This is a genomic window from Streptomyces sp. NPDC102441 (genome assembly GCF_044765585.1).
GTDB lineage: Bacteria > Actinomycetota > Actinomycetes > Streptomycetales > Streptomycetaceae > Streptomyces.
This window is the reverse complement of sequence record NZ_JBIWKH010000004.1, coordinates 40,506-57,895: the sequence shown is the minus strand read 5'-3', so window position 1 is coordinate 57,895 and position 17,390 is coordinate 40,506. Positions and strand designations below refer to the sequence as shown.

At 68.1% G+C, this 17,390-nt stretch carries 2 protein-coding genes (1 of these 2 only partly in view); both read right to left on the bottom strand.

What is annotated here, in order from left to right:
• Window positions 1–1,537 precede the first annotated feature (1,537 nt).
• Window positions 1,538–2,752 (bottom strand): hypothetical protein, encoded by a 1,215-nt coding sequence (locus tag ACIREO_RS08940; RefSeq protein ID WP_404106792.1) that lies wholly within the window; start codon window positions 2,750–2,752, stop codon window positions 1,538–1,540.
• A protein-coding gene (locus tag ACIREO_RS08935; protein ID WP_404106791.1) for a lonely Cys domain-containing protein crosses the window boundary here: on the bottom strand, window positions 2,694–17,390 show its 3' portion. Its footprint extends 40,494 nt past the window's final position; only the last 14,697 of its 55,191 coding nucleotides appear in the window; the start codon falls outside the window, past its right edge; it ends in the stop codon at window positions 2,694–2,696. The genes ACIREO_RS08940 and ACIREO_RS08935 overlap by 59 nt, the downstream gene beginning before the upstream one ends.

The window sequence follows — 17,390 nt, the reverse complement described above, 5'->3', positions numbered from 1 at the left end:
TCATCGAACGGTCGCCCTGCCGCGCGGCCATGGTCCGCGCTTCATCAGAGAAACTACGCACATGCCCGACGAGAACATCCACCGCGGCGGTGAACTCCCTACCCATCTCCGAAGGAAGCGAAGAACCGACAGCGGAAGAAGCCGACTTCAGATTACCGGCCAGTGCTTCGAGATCATGCGCCAGCTGGAGATAGGGCTCACGACTGGCATAGCCCTTGTCCGGATCAGCACGAGGCGCGCTCGATCCCACCCAGACATCGAAGAACTCCCATACATCAGGGGGGAGATTCACTGGACTTCCATTTAGTTGCCCTATGCCCTTTTTTCGACCCTGTGCACCAGTATCCGCACACCGAGGTCACCGCTACGTCGATGCCTCACGATCGCGACCGGACGAGGCATCCGGGCGACGAGCTGAGACAAACGGAGAAAATGCGGGCAAATGGTGAGGTAGCGCGATTTAGCGCATGGGATTTCTCCCTGGACAGGCAGTTTCGGTGCGGCTCTCATCCACGGTAGCTACGAAATGTTACGCGCGGCTGTCAGCTCTATGTCGGCCTTCCGGCCTGCCGTGCTGCGGGACCGGTCGGGAGCAGGCAGGGTCCGGCGATGTCAAGACGACGGCATGACAGCTGTACCGACCGACGCGTCTGTCATCACCAGGCCGCCATCCACGTCAACGCGTTCGGCCACCTCGGCCTGCGAGCATCAGGGTGAACAGCTCCTTCGCGGCAAGGCCGGTGGCGGCCGGCCGCACGGCGGCGGCCACGGATCTGACCGGCGGAGCCCCGCCGGGCGGCCGTCTACGCCCGATGGTTACCCAGGGGCCCTCGCCGCCGTCACCCCATCGGTGGCCACTCTGAAACCCTCAGTTGTGCAAATGGCTGTGGGCGCGAGATCGGCATGGGCCACGCGTGAACAGCACGCGACCGGAGGGTGGTTGATCAGTGAATACCTCCTGGTGCGGACCTCCTCCTACCTGGGTGTCGCAGTCAAATACCGTGCGAGCAACCGGTGTCGGTCCGCCCCCGCGTCGCGAGGAAAGCGGCTCACGAAGAGGGTCCGGCCCGTAAAGAAAACTGCATCGCACACGCAACCATCGTGGCGGAACCTGCGTCACCGCTAGTGAAGGGCGCACGCGCGGGGTTCACGGCCGACGCCGGGGCCGTGCACGAGAGCCCGAAGACAGCAGGGTCACCTGGAGGGCTCGCCCTTTCGGATTTCGGCCCGGCGGATTCACGACACGAACACAAAGAGGTATCTGTGCTCAAGAAGTTTCTCGTCTCAGCAGCTCTCGCTGCGACTGCGGTCGTAGGCATGGGAGCCACCGCCGGCACCGCATCCGCCAGTGCGGCTTACCTGGATGATGTCCCCGGCGGTGTCTTCCCATCACACGCTGCCTGTTCGGCGACCGGCAGCGACGGTATCGTACAGGGTCGCTGGTTGAGCTTCGTGTGCAAGCAGCTGCCCGACGGCCAGGTCTCGCTGTGGGTTCAGCCCGTCGGCTGACCCTCGAAATTGCGTGAGGCCCGTCGGTTCATCCGGCGGGCCGTTCGCATTCCCGGCGACGCGACGTGGAGTCGGCAGAAGCAGCCTGACGGTGCGCGAGAATGATCCCCGAGCCTTGCCTGTCCGAAATCACGTCCAAGCACCCCCGCAGTTCCTCCACCTCGGCGCTCGGCGTCTCCAGGTCCCCCTCGGCCCGCATGTCGTCGAAGAGCTCCTCGAGGTCGGGATGTCCGCGGAGCGTCGTCGGCACGAAAGCGGGCGCGTCGAGCTTCACCGCATCTCGGATCAACGCCCAGACGCTGAAGCGCAGCAGTCGACGGTCCATCCCCGCGCCGAGCCGCTCACCGTTGAGGAACGTCTTCATCGGCTCGTAGTCGGGCCCACCGTAGAGATGGATGGCCGTCAGGTGAGCCGGTGCCAGGCGCGCCAGCGCCCGCATGCCCGCGTCGCCGTACTTGCGAAGCCACGCGTGGAGCGCCCGCTCCCTGCGGGTGCCGGACGGGAGATTCCCGGCGAGCGCGGCCCCGGTCAGTCTCATGAGGCCGCCCGGGAGATCCAGCCTGCTGGGGGTGATGTCCTCGCTGTACGTCATCCGCTCGCCGTACAGCTGGCGATGCGGCGGGTTCAGATGACCGTACGGGTCGAACCTCTGGAAGCCGGCTATGCGCGTCGCCCTCTCCGCCACCCAGTTGTGCAGCCCCGCCCCATCCGCCGGAACGGCGTCCGGGGGGAAGAAGGCACGCTGCGCCGCGACCTCGCCATGACGCGCGGCGAGCCCTTGGTACATGCGGAACACGCCGTCGCGGGCCGCCTCGGTGAACGCGGGGACCTGGCTCATCAATCCGGCGAACGTGAACTCCAGGGCCACGCTGCGTCGGCGCCACTCACGGTCCCGGTACAGGCTCTCGAACCGCGCCCTGCCCGGCGACCCGGCCTGGCGCCAGGACGACACCGACCAACCCGGATCGCTTGTGGCGTGGGTGACGTCCGACTGGTCGGCGGCGGAGACGGGGGTCATGTTGATCTGGGCGGGCGCCGGATAGGCGATTCCGGTCCGGGCGTCCCGCTCCTCGGAAACGGCGTCGTCCTGGCCGACGGTGGGAGGAGCGCCGGGCGCGAAGTGGAACGTCCCGATGCCGGAGACCTGCCTGGGGCCCGGCAGCGGGAAGCTGATCCGGCAACCGTCAGGAGGCCGGGTCCGGACGTGGCTGCTCCGTCTCCCCACTGCTGGCCGCTTCGTCATGGTCCCGAGTGGGGAGCGTGAGGTCACCGGCCGCAGGAGGAGTTTCCTCCTCTTCCGCGATCGGCGCGAGTGCGGTCGGCAACGGCCCGGTCGATGTCGGCACGGGCGACTGCTCGTGCGGCCCTTCCGGGATCCCCCGCTGCGGTTGCCAGGGAGGGGGCGGGGCGTAGGGAAGGAAGGTCAGACTGTGGGTGGTGCGAAGGACCAGTTCGACGGGGAGGCGGGACGCGGCGATGTACGCCGCCAACAGTGCGGACTGGACGACAGTGGGGAGAGACCCCAACAGGGTTGCGTGGGCGCTGTCCTGGTCCCCGGCCCTCAGCAATTCGGCTATCTTCTCCAGCGTCCGCCGGTGGCCCTCGGAAAGTTCGCCGAGGTCCAGCCAGACCTGGACGCGGTCGTCCTGGGGGTCCAGTCCCGTTGAGAGCCGCTGGCTCAGTTCCCCGTGCGGCAGCGCGCGCCAGTCGGAGACTTCCTGCTTCTGCTCCATGAGGAGGGAGGGGAGGTCGTAGACACGGGGTGTGGGCCGGGAGGTGAGGATGCCGAGTCCGAGTACGTCCTCGACCCGGGCCCGCAGGAACAGGTTGCCGCTCACCCAGCGGGTCTCCTTGGGACCACTGACCTTCACCAGCACATGTGCGGTCACGGTAACGCCCAGGACTCCCTTGCCGTCCGTGGTGGCACCCACTCCGTGTTTGAAGACCTCCCGCCGGAAGCTGGTGACTACGGAGTCCTGGCCGGCGCCGCTGCTCGCTCCGAGAAGTGAGACCGAGGGAGCCAGCGTGCTGCCCTTCGTCAGCCCGAACGTCCCCGTGAGGGACACGGTGGGCGTGAGGGTCTGGCTCCTCGATGTAGCGGCGCTCTGGGTGGTCTGCCGGATTTCCGAGGAGACAACTTCCAGACTTTGGTTCTCCAACTGCGGTACGAACAGCGCCAGTTCGACGGTCGCTTCGCTCGTCGCCGGCTGCCCCGTGAATCTCGCCACCTGGAGCGGGGTGAGGGTGGTCTTCTCGTGACGGAGAAGCGTACTGAGGCGGACCACGGCGGCCTGTGCGGAGAGTGTTTGCGAGGGCTCCACCTCACGCAGACCGGGGTCCACCTCGATCAACGCCCTGCTGATGAGGTCCAGCGCATCGGAGTCGTAGACGACGAACGGCTCGCCCGGCGCCCAGCGGGCCTTCTCGGTGAGCTTCACCTCGTACTCGCTGGGATCCGGGTGCGGGGTGTCACCGGGATCTGCGGTGCCGGGGTACGGGCCGGCCGCCGGTGTCATGGGCACCCGGGGGTCCACCTGATGGAGCGCGGGGGTGATCAGTACCGGCTGGGGCGCAACCTCGTCCATGTGCGGCGTCTCGCTGCTCGGGAAACGCAGGGTGACAGCGACCAGGGTGGACGCCACGTCGCGCTCGGCCGGGTCGGCGGAGCGGCCGGCGGGCCTTGTGGGAAGCACCGTCGCCCCGTCCGCCGGCTCCGGCCCCTGCTCCAGCTCCGACTCCTGCTCCGGCTCCGGGCCCTGCTCCGACACCGGCTCCGGGGGCGTTGGCTGCCCGTCCTCCCGGCCCGGTCCCACTTCCTGCGGAATCAGGCGTGACACGGCGTCCAAGGCCAGGTCCATGTAGGTGGAGAGCCCCGCAGCACTCGCCTCCAGCATGCTGGTCGTCAATGAGCGCACGTGTTTCGGTGCGTTCATCACGAAGCCCAGTACCGAGCCGTCCAGTCGTACGGTGCGGACCTCTACCTCGTAGCGGTAAAGCACCTCGGGGAACTGGACCGTCGGCCGGAAGGTCCGCTGCCAGGTCGCATACGCCTGGGCGAAGGTGCTGCTCTGGCCGAAGGCGTGCTCGCGGGCGAGCCCCAAGCCCACTCCGGCCTTGTGGGCGGGCTTTTTGCCCGGGCCCCCTGCCCCGGAGAAACCGAGCTGCGCCGCAGAGATCTTCGTGGACGCGGCTGTTACGGAATGCGAGGCGAAACGCATGTTTTCGATGCCCGAACGGTCGTGCGGCTCTCCGCCGGCGTCCTTCAGCCCGGCGGCTACCGGGACCGCCCTGCGGCGGATTTCCACGAGGTGGGGGCCCGTGTGGCCTCGGTAGATGAAGTGTTCACGGACCCAGCGGCCGGCGCCGTTCGCCGCCAGTGCGCGCAGGCCGGTCACGCTGCCGTAGCGTGCGACGCGCGACGCCAGCGTGGGCACGTAGGTGTTGCTGTGCGGGGCGAAGACGCCCGGGGCTTTCTTCTCCACCTCCTTCTCGATCAGGGTGGTGTAGGCGTCGAGGCCGTCCAGGGGGACGGCGTCGGGGACGGTGGCGAACCCCAGTGTTCGCCCTTCCGACTGGACGAAGTAGCGCGGCAGCCGATAGTCGAGGACCGGCTCCGGCTGAATCCAGCCCGCCGCCGCGCACAGGACCGGGTCTGCCAGGATCTGCTTGGTCGTGAACCACAGGACCTGGGCGCCGGGAACGGTCCGGGCGATCGCCGTCCGCTGTCCCCGGCCCAGTGGGATCAGATTTTCCGTCGCGTTGCGGTGAGCGCTCTCGACCTTGAGCAGATAGGTCGCGGTGGCCCGGAAGGCGTGGTACTGGTTGTGCCAGTCGCTGGTGATCCCAGTGACGTAAGCGCTGTCGGTGTCCGTGGAGCTCTTTGCCCGCGTCGAGCTCTTGCCGCCGCTTGCGGTGACGCCCCCGCCGGACAGAGAGCCGCCAGAGGAATGCGTGGTGCTGGAGCCGGTGCCGAGCGAGCCGGAGTCGGTGGTGGTGAGCTCCGAGTCGGAGTATGTGTCCTCCGGAGAAATCGGGCCCATGTATTGGAGCGGGTACTGCTCGTCGGCGTGGAGGTAGCCAGAGACTGTGGCTTGGTAGTCGATGGAGTCCACGGTGCCCTCGCCCGCGCTGAACGGGAAGCTGTAGCCACCGCTGAAGACCTCGGGGGCGAGGCCATCCATCATCCCCAGGGAAACCTTCGCCGCCTGCTGGCCCAGGCTTGCGGGGTCCGACAGTGGGTTGCCGACCGTCACATCCCGAAACCACTGCCCGGTGGCGGTGAGGCCGACAGGAAGCTTCTCCGCAGCGAGGGCCGTCAGCGCGGAACCCCACCGGCTGATCAGCCCGGGCGGGGACTGCCCCGGTGCGGTACCGGCAAGGATCTTCTCGAGCCCGGGGATCATAGCGCTGCTGCCTATCGATGCGTCCGGCTGGAGATGCCCCGGAAAACGCAGCACACCCTTGGGCAGGGCGCCCTCCGCGTCCCGGTGCAGCAGCGCCTTGGCGAAGTCCTCCTCGGTGGCCTCCCGGAACTCTGTGGGATCCTCCAGAACCGGCGCAGGCGCCTCGAGCGTCCGGGTCAGGGGCATGACGAAGGAAAGGTGCCCGTCTTGCGGGTCGAACTCCGGCGCCGCGTCCTTACCGGTGTCCCCGGCCATCGTCATGCCGAAAACGACCGGCATCTCGAATCTACCCATGTCCGGTACGGAGTAATGAAGGCTGTCGTGGGCCACACCGGCGGCCTGCCCGTCGCTCCTCTGCCGCGCCTCGGTCCGTTTGTAGCCGGGCAACCCGCCCGTCACGGAGGGGTCGCCCGCCGTCCCGGACGATCCCAAGCTGAGCTCGAGGGACGACTCGTGACTCTCACTGCCTGGTGCGGACATACCACTGGCATTCATGACTGCCCACTTAGGCAAATTCCTCGTGTGCTCGGCACGCGTTCCCGGCACGGTCGAAACGGGGAATTTCACGACGACCCGGCGGGTGAGACCGCTTGCCCCCGGCACGCCGAACCACAGCGGGTGTCCGGTGCTCACCATCTTCTCCATGCCGGCAGACTGCGCGTACTGGGCGCGCGCGACAGTGAGCTTGTTCTCGTTCTCCAGCCACGCCTTTCGTTTGTTCACATCCGTGCGGAACCACGCCAGCACCTTCTGCAACAGCGGAACCTGCTCGCCCACGCCGGCCGGGTGCGACAGGTCCTCGGTCTGGTCCCCAAGAATTGTCCCCTTGGGCGCCAGGTAGCCCATCTCGCGCAGCGACTTCTCCAATTTATCGAACAGGCCGTCCATGCCCTCGACACCTAGCACCGTCGTCGATTTGCCAAGCGCCTTCAACTGCGCCACCTCGGGCGGAACGTAACGCTTCTTGCCGGCCTCCACCGGCAATCCGTCCAGGCTTCCCTGGCTGGGCACCCGCAGGTCCAGGCGATGAGCGTTCAAAAGGCTGGACGGATCTTTCTGCCCGGGCTCCGCACGGACGAGCGTCACCGTGTGCCGCACGGATGTGCCCGCCATGAGATGGGGATCCGCACAGATCAGACTCTGCCACCTGTATGCCGAGCCACCCGAGTCGTAACTGTAGGTGTCGGCCACCTTGCCGCCGCCCTCGAAGACGGGAGCCCCCGTCCCCTTTACGGGGTCGGCGTAGTTCAACGTCTCCTTGACGCTCATCCCGAAAGCGTTGGTGTTGGAGAACGAGGTCTTGACCCCGACGGTATGCACAAGGCTGCTCTCCAGACACACGTTCGCGCTCCGCGCGTCAGGGACCTTGTCCAAAACGAACGTGGCCGAGACCTTCAGATAGCCGATGAGATTCCCGTTCCTGTCCCAGAGCAACGGAGAGGGGTAGCCGTCCGCAACCATGAGCGGCAAACTGTTCCGCTGGGCGGCGTCGTCGAGGAACGTGCGCACAGCCGCGGTGGAACTCTTATCCAGATTGCCGAGATAGGGAGCCAGTTCCTCGGCCCCCAGCACCTCTTCGAACAGCCTGCTCGGCTCCTGCACCCGGCTGACCCGGTAGACAGGCATGAGTTTCGTAAAGGTTTCCAGGTCCGGAAGCATGTCGAAGGGCGCGAGCGGCCCCTCGACCCGGGCCGGCTCGCTGGAGGTGCCGTACCCGATTATGGGCGCATCGTCGGCGAGATAGCGCGGGAAATGCGCGGCGAGCCGACCCGGTACGTCGGTCATCTCCTTCCAGCCGTCAGCGGCCTGCCCGCGTTCCACCAGCTCCATCGCCTGGTCGGCGGGGCTGCCCGAAGGCCCTGGCAGCAAGGGGGGCGTCGCGGGAGCGTCCAGCGCCGGCGCCCGGCCGGTGCCACCGACGGGCTCCAACTTGAACTGCCACTGCATCCCGTAGTCGTAGGGGCGCGTCGGTTCGTTGGCGAACAACATCGCCGTCATCGCGGTGTAGCTCTCGGTGACCGATACCGACGTCTTGGTCTGATTGTGCGTCACCTCCGCCGCAAGTTCGGTGGTGGCGGATTCCAGCATGGGCGCATCCGGATTGGTGTGCACATGAACGTAAGGCAACTTGATGGAACGGTAGTTGCCGGAGGTGCCTACGTCGTGGGTCTCCACGATGGCCCTGTTCCTGCCCTCCGTCTGGTCCGGTTGGCCGTCCGGCGAGTCGGGGTCCCGCGAGGGAGACGGCCGGGCGTCCGAGAGCCCGAGGCGCAGCGATATCTCGTACGACGCGCCCCGGTACGTCACCTCGTGGGTCAGGCCCTTGAAACTGAACAGATTCGAGAGCGCGGGCCCCTCGATCAGATCATCTTCGGCGAAGAGCTTGCCGATCGTTTCGTCGAGTTCTGCCGCGGCCGTCTCTTCACTTCCCCACACGGCCTCGAGCCGGCCAGGCGGTCGTGCCGCACTCCGGACAGCCGCGCTCAGCTGCTTGTGCAGCGAAGCCGCCGTCCCTGTCGGGAGTGACGTGACGTGGATGGAATCCAGCAGGCCCTTGCGATCGCTGCCGAACTCGGTGACGTGTCGGGAGAGCGCCGGGCCGGGGCCGGAGTCAGGGCCGGGGCCGGGGCCGGGGCCGGGGCCGGAGTCGGGGCCGGAGTCGGGGCCGGAGTCGGGGTCAGAGTCGGGGTCGGGGTCAGAGTCGGGGTCGGGGTCAGAGTCGGGGTCGGGGTCAGAGTCGGGGTCGGGGTCAGGGTCGAGGGCAGAGGCCGACTCCGGGTTCGGCTGCAGCGCCTCCGTGCCGCTGTCCGTGGCTGGTTGCGTGCTGCTGGTGGTATTGGAGTGGGGTGTGGCGGGGCTGACGTCCAAGGCCGTCTCGCCGGCAGCGGATTCCCCGGCATCAATCTCCGCCGGCGCCTCGGCACGCTCCTCCGGACCCGTCAAGGGATGCTGCCCGGCTGCGGCAACGGCCCGGCGCATCGCCTCGAGCGCCTGCTCGGCTTCCTCCCGGGTGGGCGTCAAAAGGACTACGTCGTCCGTGTCGTCAACGGCCGTGCCCGGAGCCAGGGCTTGCTGGGAGTACGACGTCGCCGGGCCCGGTGCGAGCGGGGTGGAGCCGTCGTCGAACTTCGGCAGCACGTCCGAGGGGAGGGTGGACCGCCACAGCGCAGCCGGTTGCTGCGCCTGTGAGTCAGGCAGCGCCGTGCTGATCACGGTGCTGCCGCCCACCGGCAGGAGCGTCGAGAATCCGTCGTAGGACCAGCTCTTCCGGCCCGTCGCCCAGGTAACAGCGGTCCGGAGCTCGTCCGTCGGCAGGCCGGGGCCGGTGAATACGACGTTCGCTGCCAACTCCTCCTGGAGGAACAGGGGATCGTGCGACGCCAGTGCGGCGACCTCCTTGGCGGGCACCGTCCGCGTGACGCCGTCGCCGAAGTCCCCCTCGACATGACCGGGCCGCGGCGAGCCGGACAGGTGCAGGACGAGTGGTGCCAGGGTGCCGGAGCCCTTCCACGGTTCGACGTACGGGCTGAGGGTGCGGCCATCGGGCGTGTCGGCGTAGCTCTGGACGAGGCCGGTGTTCAGGTACAGGGGCTGCGCGCCACCTACATAGCTCCGGCCCGCCCCTACGTAGCTCCCGCCCGCCCCTCCGGAGCCGCGCTTGGAGATGAGCGTCGTCTCACCGTAGGCGCCCAGCGTCTCCAGGTGGAAGGCGCCCAACTCGGCGGAGTCGCGGAAGTCGCGCCCGACGGCGGCGGCCTGGGTGGCCAGCCGGATCAGTCGGTCCCGGTCGCCCTGGGTGACCTGATGACCGACAGGCAGGTGCAGAGCCCCGGCAGCGGAGTCGAGGTCGACACCGTCGGCCAGCCACTCGGCGACCTTGACGGACGCCCAGAACATCTCGGAGCGCTCGTCCTCATCCACCACTGAGTCGGTGGACCACAGGCGCAGGACCTCGGCCGTGTAAGCGGTGAAATCGTCCTGTTCGTGTGCGACGTGCAGTTCTTGCGCCACTTTCTTCAGGTCGCTCAGCCCGGGATGGTCGGTGAGCGGGGGCAGACCGTCCGGGTGGGTCGCCTTCTCGGCCGCCCAAGCGAGCGCCTCCCGGCGATACTCCTGCGACGCCGGGCCCACGAAGACCATCCCGTCGGCCTCGGACCCTTCCGACGGTGGATTGTGGGCGGTGTACTCGGCATCCATCCGGGACTTCTCCGCGTCGGCCACGCGTGTGAACAGGTTCAGATGGAAAGGGCCGAAGGGGGCCAGCAGCGGATCGTCCCGCCGCATCCGCTCCAATGCGCCGATGCCCTCCAGCAGCTTGCTGTGGTCGTCCGCGTGGTCGATGTCATGGCCGAAGACCTGCCGCAGCGCGTAGAGCAGCCGCCGGGTGGTCGCACGCACCTCCTCGGTGGCCGGGCCGTCCCCGGTGTGCAGACCAGCTTTGCGTGCCGGTTCGTCCAGTTCCTCCCCGAGCGGCTCCGGCTCCAGGTTCACCCAGAACTCGGGCCCGCCACCCCGGCCGTAGATGTCGGTGTAGGCGGTATAGACGTACCGCGTCACGCCGTCGCGGGTTACGGGCTCGATCGCCACACTCCGCGTACGGGCGAGAACCCTGGCCGGGAGCCGGTTGGCGTGCTCCTGGCCCAACGGGCGCATCCTGGGCAACAGCACATCCGCGACGAACGGGAGCGGGGCCCCGTCGTTCACTGCGAAGGTCGCTCCGGGCGAAGCGCTCCAGCAGACGATGTCATCGAGCCAGGCGTCGTCGCGGCGCTCAAGCAGGTCCTGCATGCTCGGCCGGCGCACAAGCCATTCGGCATGCTCCTCGCCCCGCAGTTCCTCATCGGCACCGGTCGTCAGGCTGACCTGCGCATAGCCCGGCCAGCCGTGCCCGCCGAGGTGGTAGGCCGCGTCCGCAGGCCCCCTGGGAGGGAGGGGACGCTCGGGCCCGTACTGGCCCGTCGCCGGGTTGTACTCCCTGTAGGTCGTGATCTCACGGACATGACTCAGGCCGCCCTCCTTCCCCCGCGCGAGCTCACCGGCGGGCACCGTCGTGCGGCCGCCCGGCTCGCCCGTCTCCCTGGCGATGGGATGGCTCACGATCTGACGGTCCTGGTCCGACACGCTGTCGACGCGCCGTAGCACTGGTCGGGGGCGGCTGAGGAACCAGGACCCGACCTTCGCGCCCGGGAGGTCGGACAGGGCGATGGTGTGCGGGGAGGAGTCGTCCGGGGCAGCCAGATTCAGGACGCCGCTGGTCGAGTAGACGTCCCGGAGATGACGGTGGGCCGCGCGGCGCGGCAGATCCACGTAGCCGTCGCCGGCCTCGTCGATGAGCAGCAGGAAAGGGGCGTCCTGCTTACCGGCCGGGATCGGGGCCAGCCCCATCAATTCGATGAAGGCCGAGGTGGGCACGGTGTGGGACATGCCCGTGCGGTCCCGCACCACGGCGCGGTCCTGGCCGCCGGGGGCGACGAAGCTGTACGGCCGGGACGGCTTCCAGGGCGCGGGGCCCATGGGGCGCAGCCCCTCCTCGTCCATGTGCTGGATGCCGACCTCGGCCAGGTTCAGTTCCAGGATCTTCTCCGGACCCCAGTTCCACCCGTCCGGCGTGCCATCCGGAGCGGTGAGGCCGAACTGTTCGTCGAAGACCCCCAGGTTCCTGAGATGGATCGCCGCCACCGTGTCCAGGCTGATCGCCTGCGCGGCAGCCGGGTCCATCACCGCGGCGAAGACCTTGGCATACGAGTCAGTGTCCACCGCCACGCCCGGAGCCAAGCCCAGCACCCGGCGCGCCACGGCCGCCAGGTCGAAGGCGTCCTGACGTGACTTCGGATCCGCCCGACGGAGTTCATCCAGCCGCAAGGCGGCTCGGTACGAGGCCCTGTAGTCGGAAGGAGCCACCTCCGAGCCGAACACGAGCGCCACTTGGCGGCCGACGAGGTCGCTCCGGCCGTCCGGCCCCCGGGGCGGCAGTCCGAGCTCGCGCCGGAGCCGGTCGGCTGCCTCCACGGCCGTACGGGGCTCTGCCCCGTCCCCCACCAGGTGAAGCGCGACCTCCCGCACCGCGGCGCGGTACTTGTCTTCGGCGTAACGGGAGTCCGCGAGCACGGGATGCGGCTCCAGCGGCAGGACCAGGCCGATGGCCGTGTACCACGCGCGGTCCGCGTCCTTCTTTGTTGTGCTCTCAGCCACGATCGCCTTGAACTCGATGGCCGACTCCCAGATCCGCCGCGACGCCGCCGCCGCGATGAAATCAAGCGCCTCGGGCCAGAGGCCGGGCCGCACCATCAGCACCCGCACCTGGACGAGCGGCTGCAGCTCCCTCATGGCCAGACCACTCAGCCCCGCCGCGGCTTTCAGCTCGACGGATTTGACGCCCGCATCGCTCAGATCGGCCTCGCTGACAGTGCCACCGCCGTCAATCCACGACAGGTCCTCAGGCAGGTCCTCCGCTGTCACATGCTGTGCGATCCAACGCCGTTCGGCATCGCCACGCCGCACGACGGGCACCTGCTCCGCGCCGCCGAAACCACCATGCCGACCGAGGTCGTACGGGCTGACGCCAAGGCTGATCAGCCGCGTCTCGGTGTCCCGGCGTGTCTGTTCGGCCAGGGCCGAAGTCTCCCGGAGCGCGGCGTCGGAACCCATCTCCGCGGCATGCCGTGCGTCGGCGGCGGCGCGCAGCGCCTCGGCGTGGCTTGCCCACGCGATGGCGAGGGCGTCCGCGCCTGGGTCCGTATCGGCCGGTGGGCTGTCCGCACCCGTCTCGTTACCCGCGCCGAGCAGCGCCCCGGCGCCTGGTGCCCCGCCCGCTAGCCCCGCCCAGGCAGGAAGCCCCATGATGCGGCGCGCGATCTGTGCACCACGCTCCCGAGGACTGACGACGGCGTTCTGTTCCCAGGATGGGCGCAGCTCAGCATGGAACCGCGCCACCTCTGACCGCTCCGGCCGCTTGTCGGGCCGCCCCAGTTCCTCCTTCAAGGCCCGGCGTACCGCGTCATACAGACCGGAATCCCAGCCCTCCCCACTTTGGTCCTCATCCACCTCGGCCTCAGAAGCGGGGTCAGGTGCCGAGGCGAAGGAAATAAGGTCCTGAGCATCCTCGGCCGCGCTCTTCCCCTCCTCCGGCCCCTCCACGACCCGCTGCAGCGCCTGAGGGTTCACCACCGACCCGACCAGCGCGGCGGTCACTGCCGACGCGGCGGCCGGAGGGCGCCGCACGGCGGGTGTCTCGCCGGCGGCGTGCTGCGCTTCGGCCGCGTTCAGGACGTAGGCGACCGCTCCCAGTGCGCGCAGTTGGTCGTCCGGGTCGGGCCAGTGCTGATCGAGTGAGCTACCGGTACTGGCAAGGACACCGGAGAGCAGGGACCGCGCCTGGTCGGCAGCGGTGTCCAGGATCTCGGAGGCCCGGGCGAACACGTCCACGCCCAGGTCACGCAGGTTCTCGCCTGCCACCAGGATGTTTCGGGCCTGTTGTGCCAACTGGTCGATGGTGCCGGCGGGTGCGTCCAGCGCGGCATGCAGGGCGGTGACCGCTGTGGAGAGGGCGACTGCGCGGTCGCGGGCATGGAAGCGGTCCTTGCCGGGGTCGTCAGGGAGTGTGGGCCTGGGGGCGGGGCCCGCGACGGGGCGATCGGCAACAAGCCGCCGGGATTCCTCGAGTCGCTCGTCGCTGGCCACACCCTCCAGGTTGGGCGGGGCGGTGTACTTCTTGCCGTCCCAGTTGTAGAGGTTGCCGGCGCGCCTTTCGGCGACCGCGTACACCACCACATCGACCTGGCCGTCTTCCATCAGGGCGTAGAAGACGGCGACTCCTCCGTCGCCACCCCCCGCGTGGGCGTGCCGCGGCACGTTGATCCTGGGGGGGCCTCCGCGCAGCCCGTCGAAGGACTTGGAGAGCTTCTGCAGGGCCTCGTCCTGCGTGTCGCTGACGTCCTTGGGTGCCAGACCCCCGGCGTACTGTATTCGGCCGCTTTGCTGCCAGGTGCTGGGCTTTTGCGCGCCGAACCGCGTGAACAGCTCGATGCGCGCCCCCTCCTCCTCGGCCGCCTTTTGGGCCCACGCCTGCTGACGTTCCAGCCAACTGTGCGATGCGGCTGCCTTGAGTTTGGCGTAGCCGTCACCTGCGGCCACATGGTTCAGCTCCAGGAAGTTATGGAATGCCCGGTCGAAATCCTCCTGGTTCTGGACCCGCGGGTCCTTCTTGATCAAGTATTCCCGGAAGAGGTAGTTCTTGAGCTTTTCAGGGTGTTCGGCCAGGTCTTCGGCCAGCAGGTCAGCGATGGACGGCATCGCTTCCAGCAGGGGGAGCAGTTCGGGATTGTTGAGCATCGCGGAACCCACCGCGTCACCGTGCGGGCCCGCCAGCAGGTCCGTCACCTCCGGCGACATCCACGCGCCAACCATCTGCACCGCATCCGCAGCGGCTACCTCTTCGGCACCGGGACGGCCGCTGTCCGTCCTCTCTTCGTGGCCTGGATCCGTAGCCTTGTCGATGGCGCCGGACGACTGCCGTCCGGCGGGGCGCGTCAGGGGCTTCGGTGCCACGAGCCCCTGTAGTTCGCGGGTGAACTCGGCGATCTGTTCCGGCGAGAGGGGAGCGGCGAAACGCCTGTCCTTGGCCAGACCTGCGATCGTGAAACCGAAGTCCCGGCTGTCGACGGCGAGTCGCTGTAGTTCAGGGCTCGTCAGCAACAGTGTGCACAAGTCCGGGCGGTCCTCCATGACCCGGGAGAGTCCCCGGCTCAAGAGGGTGCCCCGCAGCCGGGCCGCCGAGACGTCATCGAGCTTGAGATCACGGGTGGCCAGCTCTTCAGCGATGTGCGGGCCATTACGCAGCAGCCTCACCAGACGGCCGCTGGTGAGCGGCGCGAGTGCCGGATTGCCCACCAGTGCGCTCCACACCGGAGTTCTGCCGGCCAGCTCGGCGACCAGCACACCGTGCGAAAGCAGGCCCTGCACCAGCAACGGTTGGTCCAGCACCTGATCGACGAGGTCCGGGTCTCCGAGCAGTGCCTCCGGCAGCCCAGGCACCATCAGTACCGCCTCCCGCAGGGCGGGGTCGACCGCGACCCTGGACGTCAGTCGCTCACCGGTCAGTCGCTCACCGGTTCCGAGCAGTTTCAGGACGTCCCGGTCGTGCAGTCGGCTGAGCATTGCCTCCGACGCCGCCTCCGACACTGTGTCCGACACCGTGGACACTGCGGCGATGACCCGCACCAGTTCCGGCACGAGGAGGGCGGTCTTCAGGACGTCGGGGGAACCGATCACGGTGCCGAGGGCCCCCCGGTGCTCGGAGAGTAGTTCCTGCAGGCCCGAATGGTTGAGCAGCTCCGCGAAGGTCTTCGCGTCCGCAGCGGTCCGGGGATGCGTGGCCAGTTCTTCCGCCAGCCCCTCGGTGAGTCCCAAGGGCATGATCAGGCCGGAATTCGCCATGACCGCCTCCAACCGTCCCGGTGCGGCCGTCAGCGCAGCCAGCAGGTCCGGCCCGGCTGTGAGCAATTCGTGCAGCAAGCTCACGGCTATGGGGCTAAGCCAGATCATGTCAATGAAGGTTTCGGAGTCGCGACTTGCCATCCGAGCCAACTCCGGGCTGAGTTCCAGCAGTTCGCTCAGCTCCGGCCTGTCAACCTCCTGATACAGGAACCTGCCGAGCAGGCGATAGGCGCCGATGAATTCGGGGTTGTCATGCAGTGCCCGGCTGAACCCGCTGCCGGGAGTGAACACGTCCCGCAGTCCGCCTTGGTTACGGGTAAACGCCAGGAACGTCTGGTCGCTTTTCTTCAGCACCGCGGCGAGGTGCTCATCGTTGACGACTTGCCACAAGGCTGACGGGTTCTGCTCGAGGAACCCGATCAGGGAAGAACGGTGGGCGAGCGCCTCGGCCATCTCGGGGGTGAAGAAGTAACCCTGCGCGAAGAAGGCGTCCTTGGCTACCACACGCTTAAGTTCGGAATTCTGTTCCAGCTCCAGCGCCGCGCGCAGGTTCAGCAGACGACTGCGCAGGTCCGCCTTCTCGTCTCCGGGGTGCTCCGCCTCAAGCACCGACGCCAGTCGTTCGTCGGGCACGTCCGACAAGAGATGGCGGACGGTCGAGACCCGTTGCATGTCCAACGCCAGCCCATCGGAGCTGAGCACCTCCTCGTCAGTGCTACGGGTCTCCTCCAGGAGCGCGTCAATGACTCGCGTCCGGGCTGCACGGGCCTTCTTGGCCGCATTGTTCTTCTTCTGCCGGCCCGACTCATCGGCCTGTGTACTCGGCCCCGCCCCCGAACCGGTCGTGGCGGAAGGGAACCTGGCGTCGAACGACTCCGGGTCGGCCTTCCACCGCTCCACGAGGCCCGGCCGGCTCACGGCCTCCCGCAGCAGATCGGGACTTGCCAGCAGAGCCTTAGCCGTTGGGGAGTCGACCCGCTCGTGCAGCGTGTGCAGCAGCTGGCCTTCACCGTGCAACAGACTCAACCAGTGGCCCGCCTGCAAATCCACCCCGGTGTCCACAACGCGTCGCAGCGTGCCCGCCATCTCCTGCACGTGGCTGATGACCATCGCGAGAGTGTCCGGTTTGTCGAGGAGCGTACGTTCGAGCATGGGGTGTGCGGTGAGCAGCTTCCGCAAGACGCCGTCCCCGGCCAACAGCACCGGCATCACATCCGGCCGCTTGCCGATCAGGTCGGCCAACCGGCTGCTGGACTTCAGCAGCGAGCTGACGAAACGGGAGTCGCCCCGAATGACGTCGTAGCGTTCCGGGTCCGCGCCGAACAACCGCTGCTTCAAGGAGGGCAAGGGCGCCAGACGTGCGATCTCGGGATACCGGTACGCCGTCCGAGCGATCCTGGGCAGGTGTGTGATGGCCGGAAACTGGTGCGTCGGCCGGGCTTCCTCCGCTGTCGCCGAGAGAAAGGTTTCTATGGCTTCACGGAATTCCGCTTGCACACCCTGGATCTCGTCATCCAAGAAGTGCGCCCCCACAGCGAAATGGCGCAGCGCGACGGGAAGCACCGTGCTCGACAGGGCACCGGACAGGAAGGCCCCCCGCAGCTGCGCGTTGTGCGGTGCGAGGAGGCGGCGCAGGGTGATCGGGTTGCCCGGGTCGTGCGCGTGCCGGACGAAGGCGCGCAGCAGATCCGGCTCTCGCAACAGCGTTTCGCGCGCTTCTTCTGTGTCGATCATTGCCTTCCACACCGGACTGGCATCGATGAGGTAGGCCAGATTCTCCTCGGCGTCCTCCTCGGCCGGCTGGACCCTCTTGACCCGCGACGCGCTCTCGGAGGCCAGAGGGTCCTTCGTCCCGCGGAGCTCGAACAGGAGATCCTCGTCGCCGTCCAACGTGACGAACGCGTCGAAGGCATGCGGATTGATCGAGACGACGGTGGCCACGTGTGGGTTCTCCGCTGCCGCGGACAGCAACGCGATGTTGCCGGCCAGTCGTTCGCTCAACCTCGGCGCGTCCTCCAGCGCGTCAACGAGATCCGGCGCGGA

Bases quoted from the DNA above. Each gene is read 5' to 3' on its own strand.
- ACIREO_RS08940 (WP_404106792.1), bottom strand. From the start codon at position 2,752: ATGACGAAGCGGCCAGCAGTGGGGAGACGGAGCAGCCACGTCCGGACC.